At 37.9% G+C, this 17,365-nt stretch carries 15 protein-coding genes and 1 pseudogene; 8 read left to right on the top strand and 8 right to left on the bottom strand.

Annotated features, from left to right (window positions below; genetic code table 11):
* The first annotated feature begins 536 nt into the window (after window positions 1–536).
* The 3 genes from sdaAB to BUB45_RS20175 all read left to right on the top strand — a co-directional run bounded on the left by sdaAB (window position 537) and on the right by BUB45_RS20175 (window position 2,301).
* A complete protein-coding gene (sdaAB, locus tag BUB45_RS10000) occupies window positions 537–1,199 on the top strand; it encodes an L-serine ammonia-lyase, iron-sulfur-dependent subunit beta (protein WP_073008253.1) in 663 nt (220 codons plus the stop codon).
* 80 nt (window positions 1,200–1,279) lie between these two features.
* Window positions 1,280–2,146 carry an L-serine ammonia-lyase, iron-sulfur-dependent, subunit alpha gene (sdaAA, locus tag BUB45_RS10005; protein WP_073008255.1) on the top strand — a complete coding sequence of 289 codons (867 nt, stop codon included), beginning with the start codon at window positions 1,280–1,282 and terminating at the stop codon, window positions 2,144–2,146.
* Between the two features lie 2 nt (window positions 2,147–2,148).
* Window positions 2,149–2,301 (top strand): hypothetical protein, encoded by a 153-nt coding sequence (locus BUB45_RS20175; RefSeq protein WP_212590761.1) that lies wholly within the window; start codon window positions 2,149–2,151, stop codon window positions 2,299–2,301.
* 285 nt (window positions 2,302–2,586) lie between these two features.
* Here BUB45_RS20175 and BUB45_RS10010 read toward each other — a convergent pair whose 3' ends face one another.
* From BUB45_RS10010 to BUB45_RS10035, 6 genes are all read right to left on the bottom strand, one after another.
* Complete coding sequence (locus BUB45_RS10010; protein ID WP_073008278.1) at window positions 2,587–3,195, bottom strand: hypothetical protein; 609 nt, start codon at window positions 3,193–3,195, stop codon at window positions 2,587–2,589.
* 60 nt (window positions 3,196–3,255) lie between these two features.
* Window positions 3,256–3,570 (bottom strand): PTS sugar transporter subunit IIA, encoded by a 315-nt coding sequence (locus BUB45_RS10015; RefSeq protein ID WP_073008281.1) that lies wholly within the window; start codon window positions 3,568–3,570, stop codon window positions 3,256–3,258.
* 3 nt (window positions 3,571–3,573) lie between these two features.
* The gene (locus BUB45_RS10020; protein ID WP_073008284.1) at window positions 3,574–3,879 is read right to left on the bottom strand and encodes a PTS sugar transporter subunit IIB; all 306 of its coding nucleotides are present in this window, start codon (window positions 3,877–3,879) and stop codon (window positions 3,574–3,576) included.
* A gap of 91 nt (window positions 3,880–3,970) precedes the next feature.
* On the bottom strand, window positions 3,971–5,926 hold the full coding sequence (locus BUB45_RS10025; RefSeq protein WP_073008287.1) for a BglG family transcription antiterminator: 1,956 nt from the start codon (window positions 5,924–5,926) through the stop codon (window positions 3,971–3,973).
* 70 nt (window positions 5,927–5,996) lie between these two features.
* Window positions 5,997–7,265 (bottom strand): PTS sugar transporter subunit IIC, encoded by a 1,269-nt coding sequence (locus BUB45_RS10030; protein WP_073008290.1) that lies wholly within the window; start codon window positions 7,263–7,265, stop codon window positions 5,997–5,999.
* A gap of 581 nt (window positions 7,266–7,846) precedes the next feature.
* Window positions 7,847–8,389, bottom strand: coding sequence for a GbsR/MarR family transcriptional regulator (locus BUB45_RS10035; protein ID WP_073008293.1), 543 nt, complete (start codon window positions 8,387–8,389; stop codon window positions 7,847–7,849).
* A gap of 275 nt (window positions 8,390–8,664) precedes the next feature.
* Here BUB45_RS10035 and BUB45_RS10040 point away from each other — a divergent pair, with 275 nt between their 5' ends.
* From BUB45_RS10040 to BUB45_RS10055, 4 genes are all read left to right on the top strand, one after another.
* Window positions 8,665–9,801, top strand: a complete 1,137-nt coding sequence (locus BUB45_RS10040) for a betaine/proline/choline family ABC transporter ATP-binding protein (RefSeq protein WP_073008297.1) — start codon at window positions 8,665–8,667, stop codon at window positions 9,799–9,801.
* A gap of 156 nt (window positions 9,802–9,957) precedes the next feature.
* Complete coding sequence (locus BUB45_RS10045) at window positions 9,958–10,611, top strand: ABC transporter permease (RefSeq protein ID WP_425303963.1); 654 nt, start codon at window positions 9,958–9,960, stop codon at window positions 10,609–10,611.
* Between the two features lie 17 nt (window positions 10,612–10,628).
* The gene (locus BUB45_RS10050; protein ID WP_212590762.1) at window positions 10,629–11,546 is read left to right on the top strand and encodes an osmoprotectant ABC transporter substrate-binding protein; all 918 of its coding nucleotides are present in this window, start codon (window positions 10,629–10,631) and stop codon (window positions 11,544–11,546) included.
* 21 nt (window positions 11,547–11,567) lie between these two features.
* Window positions 11,568–12,206 (top strand): ABC transporter permease, encoded by a 639-nt coding sequence (locus tag BUB45_RS10055; RefSeq protein ID WP_073008300.1) that lies wholly within the window; start codon window positions 11,568–11,570, stop codon window positions 12,204–12,206.
* A gap of 318 nt (window positions 12,207–12,524) precedes the next feature.
* On the opposite strand, the gene BUB45_RS10060 is transcribed toward BUB45_RS10055, so the two are convergent.
* Window positions 12,525–13,823 carry an MFS transporter gene (locus BUB45_RS10060; RefSeq protein WP_073008319.1) on the bottom strand — a complete coding sequence of 433 codons (1,299 nt, stop codon included), beginning with the start codon at window positions 13,821–13,823 and terminating at the stop codon, window positions 12,525–12,527.
* Window positions 13,824–14,605: 782 nt separating this feature from the next.
* Here BUB45_RS10060 and BUB45_RS20180 point away from each other — a divergent pair.
* Window positions 14,606–15,046 (top strand): annotated as a pseudogene (locus BUB45_RS20180) (helicase); the annotation flags it as partial.
* A 306-nt stretch (window positions 15,047–15,352) separates the two neighbouring features.
* Here the strand turns inward: BUB45_RS20180 and BUB45_RS10065 are convergent.
* Entirely contained in the window at window positions 15,353–17,362 is a 2,010-nt protein-coding gene (locus tag BUB45_RS10065) for a methyl-accepting chemotaxis protein (protein WP_084723602.1), read from the bottom strand.
* Window positions 17,363–17,365 lie beyond the last annotated feature (3 nt).

Below are 17,365 nucleotides of genomic sequence, written 5' to 3' on the forward strand. Positions count from 1 at the left end.
TAAAATGAAACGTATACGCGAATTAGTTGACATTAATGGGTAACGATAAGATCAACTAGATTTTCTGGAATCATGTTCGTTACTAAAATACTTGACGCGAATAAAACCGCCTTTTATGAAGCACAAAGCACGAAGCCATGAACAAAGGTGCAAGCATCTGTATACAGCGTTGCGAATGGAACGAATTAACGGGAAAAGGAATCATGCCATGAAAACAGGGAGATGATGCCGTTGGCCGTCAAACTCATTTTTAGTCGGCATGCCTCTTAGGGGCAAACCATGATGACGTATCGTAAAGCGTTTTCGTGAAATCACCTAGTTGGTAAGCAATGACGCAGACGTGTTAGTAAGTTTTTTCCGATCCACTAGCACCTGATTTTATACTTCTTATCTTTCTAAAAACGTAATTTATCTTATCGGGGAAAGCTTCTTATTTCTCCGATAATCCTGTCAAGATATATTTATCTACAACGTCAGTAAATCCATAACCCATTTCTAGGGATACTTCAAACAATTTTTTAAGGTGGTGACCACATATGAAATACAATTCTGTGTTCGATATTATTGGTCCTGTTATGATAGGACCATCCAGTTCCCATACTGCTGGTGCAGCGCGAATTGGTAAAGCAGCTAGAAATTTATTAGGGTCTGAACCGAACTGGGCCAAAATACATTTATATGAATCATTTGCTAAAACGCATAAAGGGCATGGTACAGATTTCGCTATAGCGGGAGGATTGCTTGGCTTTGAAACAGATGATCCACGTATGAATCAATCGTTAGAAATGGCAAAAGAACGCAATTTTTCCATTGATTTTATTGAAGATACAGCAGCTGTAGACCACCCTAATACAGCCCGATTAATCGTTGGTAATGATCAAAACCAAGTCGAGTTAGTCGGCATATCCATTGGTGGTGGCAAAGTCGAAATTACGGAATTAAATTGTTTTAAGCTACGTTTATCTGGCAACCATCCTGCACTGTTAATCATGCATAATGACCGCTTTGGCGCGATCGCTTCCGTAACAACCATTTTAGCCAAACATGAAATAAACATTGGTCACATGGAAGTAAATCGAAAGGATATTGGTGATGCTGCGTTAATGGTTATTGAAGTCGATCAAAATATCAAAGATACGCTTTTGAATGAATTACGCCAAGCACCACATATTACTAATGTTTGTACAATTATTAGTTAATTTAAGACGAAATATTTAAAAATCAGGCGATATAATGCTTATTTTATATTATAGCCTGTAAAACAGAAAGGAGTTTGTCTATGTTTCGAACAGTAGCCGAACTGGTGGAAATCGCCGAAAAAGAAAATATATTACTATCAGAAGTAATGATCCAACAAGAAATGGATGTTAAAGAACAAACGCGTGAAGAAGTAATCGCAAGTATGGAAAAAAATCTTGAAGTCATGGAAAATGCCATTGAAGAAAGTTTACAGGGCGTGAAATCTGTTACTGGCTTAACAGGGGGAGACGCCGTCCTAATTCAAAATTATATGAAAGAGAAAACACCACTATCTGGTCATCTGCTTTTAGATGGCGTCAGTAAGGCCATGGGAACAAACGAAGTAAATGCTGCCATGGGAACGATTTGTGCAACCCCAACTGCAGGGAGCGCCGGGTGTGTTCCAGGAACGTTATTTGCAGTTAAAAACCAATTACATCCTACTCGCGAGCAAATGATTCGCTATTTATTTACTGCCGGTGCATTTGGCTTTGTCGTAGCAAATAATGCATTTATCTCAGGAGCAGCTGGTGGTTGCCAAGCAGAAGTAGGATCAGCTGGCGCTATGGCTTCAGCAGCTATTGTGGAAATGGCTGGAGGAACACCTCAGCAATCTGCAGAAGCATTTGCCATGACTTTAAAAAACATGCTCGGGCTCGTCTGTGATCCTGTAGCAGGCCTTGTTGAAGTTCCTTGTGTAAAACGAAATGCTGGCGGCTCCGCACTTGCAATTGTATCTGCAGACATGGCATTAGCAGGTGTTACAAGTAGAATTCCTTGTGATGAAGTGATTGGAGCTATGTATCGAATTGGAAAAACAATGCCTTCTGCGTTACGAGAAACAGGAGAAGGCGGACTTGCCGATACTCCAACAGGACGCTGGTTGAAGGAAAGAATATTTGGCTAGAGGTGCATAGCCAAGCAGTCGTTGACCTACTATTCTACATCATGTTTGGCTATATTATCAGTCATCATGTGCTCCAACTAGATGGATTTACAAATGACAAAGAAATTATGATCCAAACAATTATCGATTTATTTCTGCACGGTATTAAAAAATAGGCTGCACCCTTACTTAGAGATGCAGCCTTTTTCACGTTCTAGCATAATATGGTTTGCAACCGTGGATAACTTATTAATTTATTAAGTCCCGTCCAGGTCCAGCGCCCAGCAACTAGGCGACTTCACGAATCGCCCTACGATCAGTCAGTCACCATCGGTTCGTCCTAAATAGGAAGACCGACTAAAGACGCTAGCATACCCCTGTTTTAGTGGCATGATTCCTAAAACTTCAGTTGATTCGTTCCACTCGCTACGTTACTAAACGGGCGACTCGAGCCTTTGCTCTTAAAACTGGTCTGGGCTATAAACAAATGCATTTGGCACTGCATTTTTTGGATCATACGTCTCCAAAATTTTACCGTAACGCTCACGATAATCATTGTCTACTTTCATTTGTGGGATAACCTTGGTTCCTTCTTCAAAGAAATGTTTGGAACCGCGTCCCATTTCTTTTCCTCGTTTTGTATGCTTATCCAATGCTACGTCCATAATTTCTGGTTTTTGCCCCATTGCAAAACCTTTAATTATAATATTTTTTAAAAAGTCACTCGATCTATCTTTCGTGCTTTCACATAAAATACGGATGGCATGAATAAAGTACATCGGCTGGTCACCATCACTGTATGGGAAATTTTTACGCATTTCATTTAAGTTTTGCACATGAATAGCAGCATCCAGATTACCAAATCCAATATCTTCTACAGAAATAGTTAATAATCTTCTCCACATTCTATCGAGTAATTGCGGGGAGCTAATATATAATTCATAAGCATATGCACAAGCTTCCTCCACCATCGCTCTGCGGATAGATTTTTGTAAAGATGAAACAACTTCATCCACCTGTAAATTATTTCTTGTTTTCGTTTCCGCCCATATATTATACGTTTCACTCATGTCTATTTATCTCCTTCATTATATAATCTACTATTCTTATCCTTTTAATAGGATTTTAGCTTATTTTGCCTGATGAATTTCCATTAATTCTTGCACTAATATTTTTATCGTTTCTGCATTCATAAGCTGGTCTTCTGCATGCACAAGTAGTAATGTTACTTGTGGCTCCAACTCTTTCATTTCATCAGATAATGCAGAGGCATGTACATGATGCGCCTCAGCAAATACATCGGAACCTTCTTGTAACTTTTTTTGCGCTTCTTCTACATTACCTTTTTTCGCATCTTCTAAAGCCATTAAATAATTCGATTTAGCAAGCCCTGCACAGGTAATAATTTTCATTGCTATTTCTGATAATCGCTCTACCTTGGACATAAATTATGCTTTCCCTTCCTCATGCATTTTGAAAGCTTGTTTCAAAGCCTCTTCACCATTCGCCATGGCATAAGTTCGTGGCTCCACAGCAGCAACCGGAATGCCTAAAGTTGCTTTAATAGAGTCAACCGCATAGATAATTTGTGGGCCTACTAAACAAATATCCCATTTTCCTACTTCTTCGTTAATAGCATTGTTCGATCTCGCTTCTACGACTACATCCAAATTTTGTGCAGCTGCAGCCTTTTTCATTTTATCTACTAAAATCGAGCTGGACATTCCAGCATTACATACTAATAATATATTCATTTCGTTCTCTCCTCTTTTAGAAAAACGTAAAGCTTATGGCAACAGCTTTCGTTTTTCGTCTACAGTAATTTAGTATAAAATTATTACAAAGTTACTCTATATAATGTTTGTTAAAAAACGATGTCGATAAGGCGATAATCTTCTCTAAAAATGCTTCTTTTCCATCTGCATCTAATAAACTGGCAATGGAATCCTGATCTAAAGCTAATTGCTGCATAAAGTGAAACAACGTGCTTACGTCATCATCCATTTTATTTTCAATGGCTAGCAAAAACACCAATCTAATTTTTTCTCCTTTATGCAAAAGAGGTTTTTTCAGCACCGCTACATGAACGGTTGTTTTATTGGCGAATGAAGACAATGGGTGTGGGATCATAAAATGTTTTCCAATCGTTGTTGGATAATTTTCCTCACGTTGGATAACATCCTTTACATACCCTTCCATATCCGTGATGCGGTGATGTCGTTTTAATTTCTGCGCCATAGTTTTAATTAATTCCTCAAACGTCAGCTGCTCTTCCTCATAGATGTCAACAAATTCTTCGCTGAACATGCGCAATATCAGCTTTTCATATCGATTACTATTTTTAATTTTGTGTATTTTATTCGTAAGTGAATAATAATCACTGCGCTCAGGAATGCGCTCAATAACATGACAAGGAATAGCTTGATTAAGGTTTAAAATATTCGTCGTAATGATTAAATCCACTTGATGATTTTCCACATAGCTGTCTAATGCGATTAATGGCATGCATGCAACTACCTCCACATGGTTCCTAAAATTGCTAGTGAGCCAATTGTGAATAATATCATTAATTCCCATGCTCGTATCGCTAATCACAATCGTCTTCAAACGGTTATTATTTTTTCGTAAAAATATTTCAATATAGATCGCAATATAAGAGATTTCATCATCTGCTAAATACTTCTCTTGATAACGATATACAATATGAACAATTAACATCGCTACTTCATACGAAAACGGATACCGTTTTTTTATATCATTTATGATTGGATTGGATAGTTCATAATTCGTATCTAAACGGCGGAGCATATATTCCATATGCACTTTCAGATTTTCCATCGTTTCTACGCTTTCCTTTAGATCGATACTATATTTATCCAATACTTCTCTACGAAATTCATTTAAAATGGTTAGTGCTGTTATACTAATATTTTCTTCTAACGAATTTGAGCTTGTTGGAATTTTAAGCGACCAGAAAAACCGATTAAGACTCGTTTTATCTTTTTCCTTGATATCGATGCCTGATTCCATTAATTCCTGTAATAAGGAACTAACATTACCGTTAAAATAGGACTGTACATCAGACTTTATTGTAAATCCAAATCGATTCCTTAACACCGTAAGATAAATAGCGCCAACCATCATTTCAAACGACTTATCATCTATAACGAGCTTCTGAGAGGCTAAATAATTTTTCATTTTAATTGTTAATAAATCAAACTCTTTTTGATCAAGGTGACCATTTACTAACAGGTTGACATCGGATAAATAATCGGGCTTGTCCGATAAAATAAGCTCCTTTAAAATTTTAAACAACAAATATCTAATTTCTTCTTCTGAGACAGAAAAATGAATTTGATTATGCTGGATTTCCATTGGCTGTATTTTATACTTCGTTTCCAAGAGTTGTCTTATTTTGCTTAAGTCCTTAAAAATCGTTTGTTCGGACACGTAGAGCTCATCCGCTAATTGAAAGCAATCCTGCTCTTTTAAAAACAGCACCTTTCCTAAAATAACATATAAACGTTGTTCCTGATTTTGAAATCCTTGACGTTGTATGTTGGTGGTAGGATTCATAAAAGCTGTTAAAGTCTGTATATATGCCGGCAAAAGATAATAGCCTTTTTTATTCGAAGACAAAATGCGCAACGATTCATGAATTAGCGTTTTATTGATGGAGGCAATATCGTTTCTTACGGTTCTTGTGGACACATTTAATTTATCAGCTAATTTCGCGCCAAAAATACCATTTGGATTTTTTAAAATTAACTCAATAATTTCCTTTTGTCGTTCCGTAAACATCGATATCACCTACTTATTATCTTTATTTTACTAAGGTTTCCTAATGAACACGCATCTTATAAAGCGGCACTTAAACTGTTTTTTCGCTCTCTTTTTTTATTTCGTTTGCTTCCATTGCTTTAAAGAATGGCAAATAGATAAGCGTCATTAAAATTAAACTAAGGAAAACAAATACAACTGCTCGCCAATCCAATGTCATGAGGAAGGCTCCTACCCCAGGTGGTAAAAATCCTGGTGGGTTAGCAATTGGCATACCCATTAGACCAGATGTCATGCCAAAATAAGTTAATGTCGTAACAATAAGTGGACCAAAGACAAAAGGAATAAACATAAATGGATTTAGTATGATTGGAGCGCCAAAGATAAGTGGTTCGTTAATTCCAAATAACGAAGGAATAATGGACACTTTTCCAATCGCATTTAAATTTTTCGCTCTTGAACGCATCATAAGTAATACGAGCCCTAATGTAAGTCCAGAACCGGACACTTGTAATATGTTATAGTATAACCCAAATGTAAAGATATGGGTTACATCAGCACCCGCTGCGTAGTTGGCAATATTTTCCGCTTGGTAGGTGATCGCAAATGGCGCCCATACAGCAGAAGTAATTGCTGGACCGTGTAAACCAAAAAACCAAAGAAATTGCGTTAGAAATATAACAATTAATAAGGATGGCAAGCTATCCATCGAACTGATTGCTGGTGCTAGCACATTCATAATTACTTGCGGAAAGGCAACCTCTCCTAAACTCGTTGATAAAATAGCTATAGTAGAACCGAGTAGAATATTAACAATCATTGGAAATAAATTACTAAAGCTGTCTCCTACCATTTGTGGTACGCTGTCTGGCAATCGAACAACCATTTTTTTCTTAATCATAAAGCGAGTCACTTCAACGCTTAAAATAGCAGATATAATACTAACGAATAACCCTTGTGCTCCTAAATAAGTCATATCAAGTCCATTTTCCGTAACAACACCGCTCAGAATCACATGGGTAATTACAGCTGTAATCCCATATTGCGCAGAATGCATCGCATACTTTTTCGCCAAGGAATCAGCAATAAAGAATGCAGCATAAACGGATAACAAACCATTTGTAAACTTATCTGGATACGTTAATTTATCAATATGGTTAGCAAAAAACTCATGAATAGGGCCGCTTTGGAATACATTCATAAATGCAATCGGCAATATAAAAAACGAACCTATGATGATAATTGGAACAATTGCAATCATTCCGTCTTTTATTGCTTGTAAATGCTTCTGTTGCTCCACTTTATTCGCAATCGGCATCAGCCATTTCATTAAAGTGGACTGAAGTTTTGAGCTGTTCATAGTGACCTCCTGTTTGTGAAGTATTTTTCTTGCTTGCTATAGCTTAACTATAATTGAAAACGGTTTTTACCAGCAAATAAACATTTTCCGCCATGCTAGGAAACGGCATGACATGTAGGGGAAATTCCTAGGTAAAAAAGAATGAAAGCCGTGCGTATTGTGCTATGTTGTTACACACAATCCCCTCTTTCCTATATGCAAGAACAAAGGCTCAGGGCGCCCGGTTAGCAACGTAGCGAGTGGAACGCGAATCAACGAAAATTTTAGGAACCATGCTCCTGCAACAGGAGTATGCGGGCTTCCTATTTAGAACGAACCGATGACTTAGCGTAGGGGAATAGAGTGAAGTCGCCTAGTTGCTGGGCGCTGGAGTCGGACGTGGTAAATAACTTAGTTAGTTTATCTACAGCTGCAAAATTTTATAATTTCCTAGATCATAAAAAAAAGACCCGTTCTAATATACGAACAGGTCTGCTTTACATAAATCCACAGACTTTACTTATAACACCTATTTATTCATGCTATCCTTCATAATAATTTTAGCTATGCTTCGTTTTACGAATACATAACAAACAGACGTCTCATTTATCCTCGGCTTTTGGCACATGCTTAAAAATATCACCAGACTCAAAAAATTCAATAAGCCGACTTATCCAATCCAAGTAATCGAGCGAACCTTTAATTTCTACTAATAAATTATCCAATTGTGCTTCTAATTCTGCGTTAAGCACACCTTCCTCACGCAAATGCAACAATTTTTTATATAAGCTATGTTCATGTAATCTACTTTTACTAATGGTTTTCCGCCAATTGGCTGTAAACAAAGCAATAAACGTCTGATAATAATCGTTTTCTACTTTTACTAAATCCTTGCGAACACCTTTCATAAAAACTTTTTCTGCGAGGTTTAATTCAATCATTTCTCGAACAACCTGGCTCATCCGCATTTTACTCATTCCCATAGCTTCAGACAATTGCTCAAGCGTCATCGGATCCCTATTTAACGAAATAATACCAAATACACGTCCAACTGTCTTGGAAACTCCAAATGTATACACATTATCTGCTATCTTTTCAACAACTTGATTCTCTAATTTTTCAATTTGATTTTCCAAGTTTTCCATGCCATTTTTCTCCTTGAACAATTTCTATGTACAAGTAAATATACCACAGTTTATTTTAAAAACAAAAAGACAAAGGAGTAGCTATTGTAAGAAAAATGAAGCATTTATAAGAATACTCTATTATAAAAAGTGTAAAATATATTTTTTATATATGTTATACTATATATGAGCATATACGCTATTTTGTTTTTAATATTCGATATTTTATAATTAATTCATATGGCGGCGCGGAGCCAAGCAAATCAGTTTGACAACATTAAAGGGGGTGCTTTGTTTTGCTTCGATTAGAACATGTATCAAAAATATTTGAAGACGGGACAAAAGCAGTCGATGATATTAACTTAGAAATAGGTAGTGGAGAGTTTGTTGTTTTTATTGGCCCAAGCGGTTGTGGGAAAACAACCACCATGAAGATGATTAATCGCTTAATTGAAACGACAGAAGGTAACATTTTTATTGAACAAGAAAATATTAAGGACAAAGACGTTGTGGAACTAAGACGTTCGATCGGCTATGTGATACAACAAATTGGCTTATTTCCTCATATGACGATCGCAGAAAATATTTCACTTGTTCCCAAATTACTTCACTGGCCGGAGGATAAGCGTCGTGCACGTGCAGAAGAATTACTACAGCTCGTAAATATGGATCAAGCTTACTTAGATAAATATCCAAACGAACTAAGTGGTGGGCAACAACAACGAATTGGTGTCCTACGTGCTCTCGCCGCTGACCCACCACTTATTTTAATGGACGAACCGTTTGGAGCACTCGATCCAATCACTCGTGATAGTTTACAAGAAGAATTTAAAAAGCTACAACAATCGTTAGGAAAAACAATTGTATTTGTTACGCATGATATGAATGAAGCTATCAAACTAGCAGATCGTATCGTCATTATGCGCCAAGGAAAGATTGTTCAAGTAGGAGCACCAGAAGAAATTCTTAGTCAGCCAGCGAATGCGTTCGTCGAAGAATTCATTGGAAAACACCGCCTCATTGAATCTAGACCAACATTACAGACCGTACAACAAATTATGAACGAAAACCCAATTTCCATTAATGAAGAGCAAACCATCTCTGAAGCCATTCGTCACATGAAAGATCATAAAGTGGACTCTTTACTCGTCATCGATGAAAAACATGTACTGCAAGGGATGATTGACATCGAAATGATTGAACAAAACAGAAAAAAACAAGGAAATGTGAAAGATATCATGGAAACGTCCATCTATAAGGTAGAACAACATGCGCTTTTACGTGATACAGTTCACAAAATTTTACGTAATGGTTTCCGCTACGTACCTGTTGTCGATAAAGAAAACAAGCTAATTGGCATTGTAACGCGCGCCAGCTTAGCGAATATTGTCTATGATTCCATCTGGGGAAACAACGAAAGCATTTCTGTGTAAAGCTTTCATGTAGTGGACAAGATGTCGTTCTCTATTCTTAAAACAGGCAAAGTTAGAACAACTTGGTTTTTGCCAAATCTCTATGGCGATGTAATACCGCCGTGCTGCTTAGCTATCGTATCAATCCATTCTCCCATTTACAAAGGAAGTGATAACGTGGAGACAATGCAAACATTTTTTTCGGAATACGGAAACCAATTGCTATTTAAAACGTGGGAACATCTATATATTTCACTCATCTCGATAACTTTAGGAATCTTCGTTGCTGTTCCACTAGGAGTGGCCTTAACACGTATTCCTAAAGTGGCGGACAAAATCATGTCCCTCGTAGGTATTATCCAAACATTCCCAACCTTAGCGATATTAGCCTTCTTCATCCCTCTTTTAGGAATAGGGAAAGTGCCTGCTATCGTTGCCTTATTTTTCTACTCTCTGCTCCCTATTCTGCGTAATACGTATACAGGTGTATATAATGTAAGTGACAACATTATTGAAGCCGGTAGAGGGATGGGCATGACAAACTGGGAACGAATACGCATGGTGGAATTACCACTAGCAGTCCCTGTAATCATGGCAGGCATTCGCATATCTACCGTCTACTTAATCGGTTGGGCAACGCTCGCCTCTTATATTGGCGCAGGAGGTTTAGGCGACTTTATTTTTGATGGTCTGAATTTATTTAAAACCGAATTCATTTTGGCAGGAGCGATTCCGACGACATTGCTCGCTTTAATGATTGATTATGTGTTAGGTCGACTAGAAACACGTCTAACCCCTACAGGACTTAGAAATCCATCGGAAGCTGCATAGAAAGGAGATTACGTACATTGTTGCATGTTAGAAAGATACTCATCATCCTGACGATCATCTTACTGCTACTAAGTGGTTGCTCGTTACCTGGTCTAAGCGGCTCTTCCAAAGATACATTAAAAATTGGCACCTTAAACACGTCTGAATCGATGACTGTTGGGTACATTATTAAGCAATTAATTGAACATAAAACCGATTATCATGCAGAGATTATTGGAAATATGGGTTCATCCATTGTCCAGCACCAAGCACTTGAACAAGGAGAAGTCGATATAACAGGAACGAGGTATACAGGTACTGACTTACCTGGCGCTTTACAAATGGAACTGATTACCGATCCAGATAAAGCTTTGAAAGTAGTACAAAGGGAGTTTAAGGAACGTTTTGACCAAACTTGGTTCAATCCTTATGGTTTTGAAAACTCCTATGCATTTACCGTTACAAGTGAACTAGCTAAAGAAAAAAGTTTAGAAAAAGTTTCCGATGTGGAACCGTATGCTGCTGATTTACGTCTTGGAGTGGATAATTCTTGGTTAAACCGTGAAGGGGACGGCTACCAAGGGTTTATTGATACGTATGGGTTTGAATTTGGCAAAGCATATCCGATGCAAATTGGACTAGTCTATCAAGCTGTTGATAGTGGCAATATGGATGTCGTTCTTGCCTATACAACAGACGGGCGAATTGAAGAATTTAATCTTGTCAACTTAGAAGACGATAAAGACTTCTTTCCACCATACGACGCATCACCTGTAGCAAGAAACGATGTACTGGAAAAGTACCCTGAGGTACGTGATATCTTGAATTCTTTAGCCGGAAAAATTGATGAAGAAACAATGCGTCATATGAACTATGAAGCAGATGTAAAAATGAAAGAGCCTTATGTTGTCGCAAAAGAATTTTTAGAAGAGCATCATTACTTTGAAGATGAATAAGGAAGGATAGTAGGTGATTTTTTGGAAACGTTAGTGGAGTTATGGAACTATTATGCACAAAATTATGCTTATGTATGGGAAGAATTTTACCGACATTTTCTCATGTCTGCTTACGGAGTGTTGTTTGCAGCTATTGTCGCTATTCCTGTAGGCATTTTCATTGCCAGAAATGCTCATTTAAGTAAGTGGGTATTTTCATTTACAAATGTTATTCAAACCATTCCAGCATTAGCAATGCTAGCAGTGTTAATGTTGGTACTAGGGTTAGGTCCAAACACCGTTGTCGCTGCATTATTTTTATATTCCCTACTTCCAATCGTTCGTAACACATATACAGGCATCCGCAATGTAGATCAAGCATTCATCGAATCAGGGAGAGGAATGGGAATGACAAAGTTGCAATTATTACGAATGGTCGAATTCCCCTTAGCTCTTTCCGTCATCATGGCTGGGCTTCGAACAGCACTCGTAATAAGCATTAGTATTGCTACAATTGGTGCTTTTATTGGAGGTGGCGGTTTAGGAACGATCATCATCCGAGGCACGAACGTATCCGACGGCACAGCCATTATTTTAGCTGGAGCCATTCCGACAGCACTCATGGCGGTCGTTGCTGACTTGGGCCTGGGGTGGATTGAAAAACGACTGATGCCGCGGTAAGATGCGTTTTCGTCGTGAGGTTTTAGATGAGTAAACCATATAAAGTGAATCTTCAATGAGTGGAGGTTTTCTCGCTTCTTTCACTGATTGTTAGTAGCTCAAGGGTATGATTTAAACGCCTCTTACAAAAAAGGGGCTTTAGGTGCTGTTATACTCTCGCTTAAATTTGTCCAGATCCAATCTACAAATTCTTGAAATGGCAGTCTTACAGCACCTTATATCACGGATAAACTTAGAAAAAAATAGAGAGAGAGGAATAATTTATTTAGAAAAACACAGCAGAAGATGTTGCTATCTATAGAACCACGCTGTCAACAATCATGCAGACAGCGTGGATTCTTCCCTTCTTTTTTGTTTTAATCGTGCCCAATATACGATCGGTATTAACATAAGCGCGACAGATGTACCAATAAACCCTAACATCGCATAGCTTGAATAAGCTACGATAACACCGGATACAACACTTCCGAATGAACCACCAAGTGCTACCCAAACATCAATGGACCCTTGTGTTTTTGCTCGATGATGAATCGTTGTGGAATCGATAATAATGGATGTTCCACTGATAACCCCGAAGTTCCAACCAAGACCTAATAGAATAAGAGCGATCGTTAAACCAATGAATGAATCACCAGGGACAAAAGCGGCCAAAACTCCAGATATAGCTAACGTAATTGCTGTGGCGACCGCCATGGCATTTCTACCAATCCGATCTACTAACGCTCCTGTAGCAAGTGATGGCAAATACATCGCGGCGATATGAAGACCAATCACCATTCCAATTGCTGTTAAGCCGCCACCATGATTTTGCATATGAACAGGCGTCATGGTCATAACCGCAACCATAACAACTTGAGATAACACTAGGAGCATTGCCCCAGCAAATATCCCAACGCGACTTACTTTTTGAGCTGGAATAGATTCTACAGATTCAGTATGCTTTTGCTTTACTTCATAAGCGGCTAGAGCCCTTGCAATGATTAAAGGGTCTGGTCGCATAAACAAGAAAATCGTTAGCCCAGCTAACAAATAGGCTACGGCAGCAAGAATAAACGGACCAGCTAATGGGTGCATTCCGATAGCCTTAGCCACTTCTCCCATTGGTGTAACTAAATTAGGACCAGCCACAGCGCCAAATGTCGTGGCAACCATAGCAATACTAACAGATTTAGCCCGTTGTTTTTCAGAAGCAAGGTCCGTACCCGCATAACGAGCCATTAAGTTCGTCGCTGTACCTGCACCATACACAAAAAGAGATATAAATAACAACAGTACACTATTCATGTTCGCAGCTACTATGACGCCAATAGCGCCAACGCCCCCGGAAATAAATCCAAAGGTCAATCCGTGACGACGTCCTAAACGTTGTGTCAAACGCCCTACAAGATATGCAGCTAGTGCCGAACCAAGCGTAAATAAAGCTGCCGGTACCCCTGCAAAACTTTCTGTTCCTAGCATATCTTGAGCTAGCAGTGCTCCAACAGTAATACCAGCAGCTAATCCTGCACCGCCAAAAATTTGCGATAGTAAAACAATCCATAAAGATCGTTTATACAGCTTTTGCCTTTCTTCCTGTGACTCCATATATTGTTGAATCATTTTCTTCTTTTCTTTCATTGCCCCTCCCCCTCTCTTAAATCCGAACAAAGATAAGCTTATACTATAATAGAACTAAATAGCATTCTCACCAAAAAAGCTATGTAGTTAAGCTCATCACTATATTCAGCTTCAACAACCCACCATTACCATATTTATATTTGCAACACAGATATTTTTAAGTAGAGTACTATTTGTTAAAAACCATATCGGTTCATCCACCCTATAAATACCTACCAAGGTATTATACAAGACGATTTACCTTAATGCTATCTATCTGTTTAAGAATATGTAATTACAACTATACAGATGCTTATGGTTTAATGATAGAATGATAACATTAAACCATACGCAACGAACTGAAAATTCACAACCTAAAATAGAGGAGGAAACGATAAATGAATGGCTTGAAAAATATTATTAAAGCCCTAGACCTTTAATAATATATTACAACGTTTGTTGTTTTTAACGTTTGCTTTAATAAAAACTAAACACCAATAATAAAAATGTTTCGAGGAGAAGCAAATAGATTAAATATCGACCATATTTAAATGTATTTTCGTCGTTATTTGAGTTTTTGAAAGTCAATCCAAATAAAATGAGGACTGTAATTGCCAAAAGAATTTTCACTATCGTTAAACTCGACATATTGAACACTCCTTCCTAAGTTCTCTTTTTCCACCAAAATTTCACCCCTCTTTTCTGTAAAATGAGATGTGCTCTCCCTTTTTTTACCCAATTAATCATTTCCATAAATATGAAGAAAATCCTTCCTAAACTTCCTATATATCTTTCTTACCAAAGTGCTTAACGAATATGCACAACAACTGTTCGCTAGTGATATATTTACAACTTCTCGTACAAAATATACGGTACACACCGTACAATTAACCGTACGTGACCTTGGTTACGCTAAAGGAGCTACTACGTATGAGCTGTTTAAACGAGCGAGCGACCTCGGTTTAAAATTATGCCCTCTTGAATTAGCAGTCTACCTCAGACTGGAATACGTAGATCAGCCATAATATAGCTTGAATAATAGTTCAAAACGCCATCAAGCTCCATCCGGCTCCATTACAATAGCATCACAAATAGAAACAGAAGACGATTATTTCCCTAAAGGGTTCTACCTAAGGAGAATTAACGATGTATTATGGCTTCGAGGTTACCTTGCTGATCATTTGCACGTATGGAACCCAGGCGACCACTTTATTTTTTGTCAAACAAATTTCAGAAAAACTTAGCTATCATGACAATAGCCATAATTTTTCTTATGCTATAAACCATTTAAAAAGTTATACTTTCCTATAGTGAAAAAAAGCAATGCATTCCCTCTGTAAACTAGGAATAAAATTGCTTTTTTTCAAAACATTAAACGGGGGATAAATGTTTAGTCAACCTATCCTATTTGATGTTTCTTATCCGCTATACACAAATATTCTCACCTAATCCATATAGGTTCTCATTGTTAACAAGTATGGCACTAACTGCGACATCAAATAAATGACTACCATCGATATGGCACTTCCTTCACGTTATTAATGATCTCTCTAAAATGTAAACTTCGTCATCAACTGATGAAGCTTGTCTGCTAACTCCTCCATTCTTTCTGAATTACGCACAATCTCTTCCATAGAACTACTTGTTTCTTCTGTAGTCGCAGATATTTCTTCTACCCCAGCAGCAGCCTGTTCTGCACTAGAAGCAACCTCCTCAATCGAACGATTCATATCTTGGCTTGACGCTGTCATATCACGGAGATGATTGGACATGTTTGTAATATGCTCTCCCATTTGAGCGATAGATGTGTTGATTTGCACAAATGTTTCTAACGTCGTTTGAATTTGGCTTGCCCCCACTTCCACCTCTTGGTATCCTGTTTGCAAAGATGTCGTTACGTTCATTGATTCTTGTTGAATATTGCCAACAATTTCCGTAATATCCGTTACAGATGTTGCCACTTCTTCTGCAAGCTTTCTTATCTCCGCGGCTACTACGGCAAAGCCTTGTCCATGTTCCCCTGCACGAGCAGCTTCTATAGAAGCATTCAAAGCTAATAAATTCGTTTGATCTGCAATATCATGAACGATCGTAATTAATTCACTAATCTGTTTTGACTGCTGATCAAGACCCCTTACTTTTTCAACCGCCTCATGAACAATATGATAAATGGTATCCATTTGTTCCTTCGATGCTTGCATTCGCCTGCTTCCCTCATCTGTTAAGTTTTGAACTTTTTTAGAGTTCGTCTCCGTCAGCTCCCCTTTTTCATTCACATCTTTCATTTTCGTGTCAAATTCACCCATCCCATGAGCTAACTGATTCGCACTATGAGCTTGCGTCTCTGAACCTGCAGCAAGTTCCTCCATCGTTGCAGCAATTTGGTCTGTACCAGCATGTACTTCATTCGCAAATTGCGTTAAGTCTTCACTATGATGACGAACCGCCTCGGAAGCTGTCTGCATTTCATCCAGTAAATGCCGCATATTTTCCCCCATCTTATTAGAAGCACGAACGAGTTGCCCTGTTTCATCTGCTGAATGTGAGATTAATGGTGGGTCGCTCAAGTCACCAGCAGCAATCTTATTCATGCGATACATAACAGATTTAATCGGTTTTGTTATTCGATTCGTAATGAGCAAGGAAAGAATGACACCGATAATAATAACGATAATCAAAGCAACAACAATAGGTATAATGACACTTTTGGCTTTACTGGCAAATTCCGCTTGATCTACTGTTCCACCAATAACCCAGCCAGTAGTTGGATTTGTAACAAAGCTGATCACTTTCTCTTCGTCATTTACTTCGTATTCCAAAGATCCTTGCTTTTGCGTATTTGTTAACTTTTCAAACAAAGTCTCATCCATCTGCTGTCCTACTTTTTCTTCCTCTGGATGAACAATATAATGCCCTGCTTGGTCAAGTACCATTGCATAACCCGTTTCTCCTATACTTACCTGATTTACCATATCCATTAATGTATTGATCGTTACATCAACAGCAAATACACCCTGCAACTTCTGTTTATCATAATAAGCCCTTGCTGCTGTCAACACCGTTTTTCCTGTACCCTCATCCACATAAGGGCGCGTCCAAATCGTCTCTCCATCTGCTTTTACAGCCTGTTGATACCAAGGTCTTTCTTTCGGGTTGTAGTTTTCATCTAAATCACCTGTAGGATCAATCATATCCCCTGTCTTTTCATCACCTGCATATATAAACGCAATCGAAGCATGAGCATCTTTAGTCTCTTGTAAACGTGATATTAATTCCGCATGATTTTCTTGTTTATACTCCAACAACAAGCTATTAACAGTATACTGTTGAATAATATTGTCTGTATTACTAAAAAACATGTCAAAAGTTTCACTCATGCTTTTCATTTGGCTTTCTGAACTATTTGTCAGTTCATTCACCATCATTTTAATGGTAAAATTATAACTAATAAGTGCAACTGTTCCACCTGCAAATAGAATGAGCAGTGTAAAAGGAATAAGTAATTTTGTTTTTATTGATTTTTGTTTAAAAATATGTCGGTTATTCTTGTTAGTGACCATATC

Origin of the sequence: Virgibacillus chiguensis (assembly GCF_900129865.1) — a bacterium.
In the GTDB taxonomy this organism is placed as follows: Bacteria; Bacillota; Bacilli; order Bacillales; family Amphibacillaceae; genus Virgibacillus; species Virgibacillus chiguensis.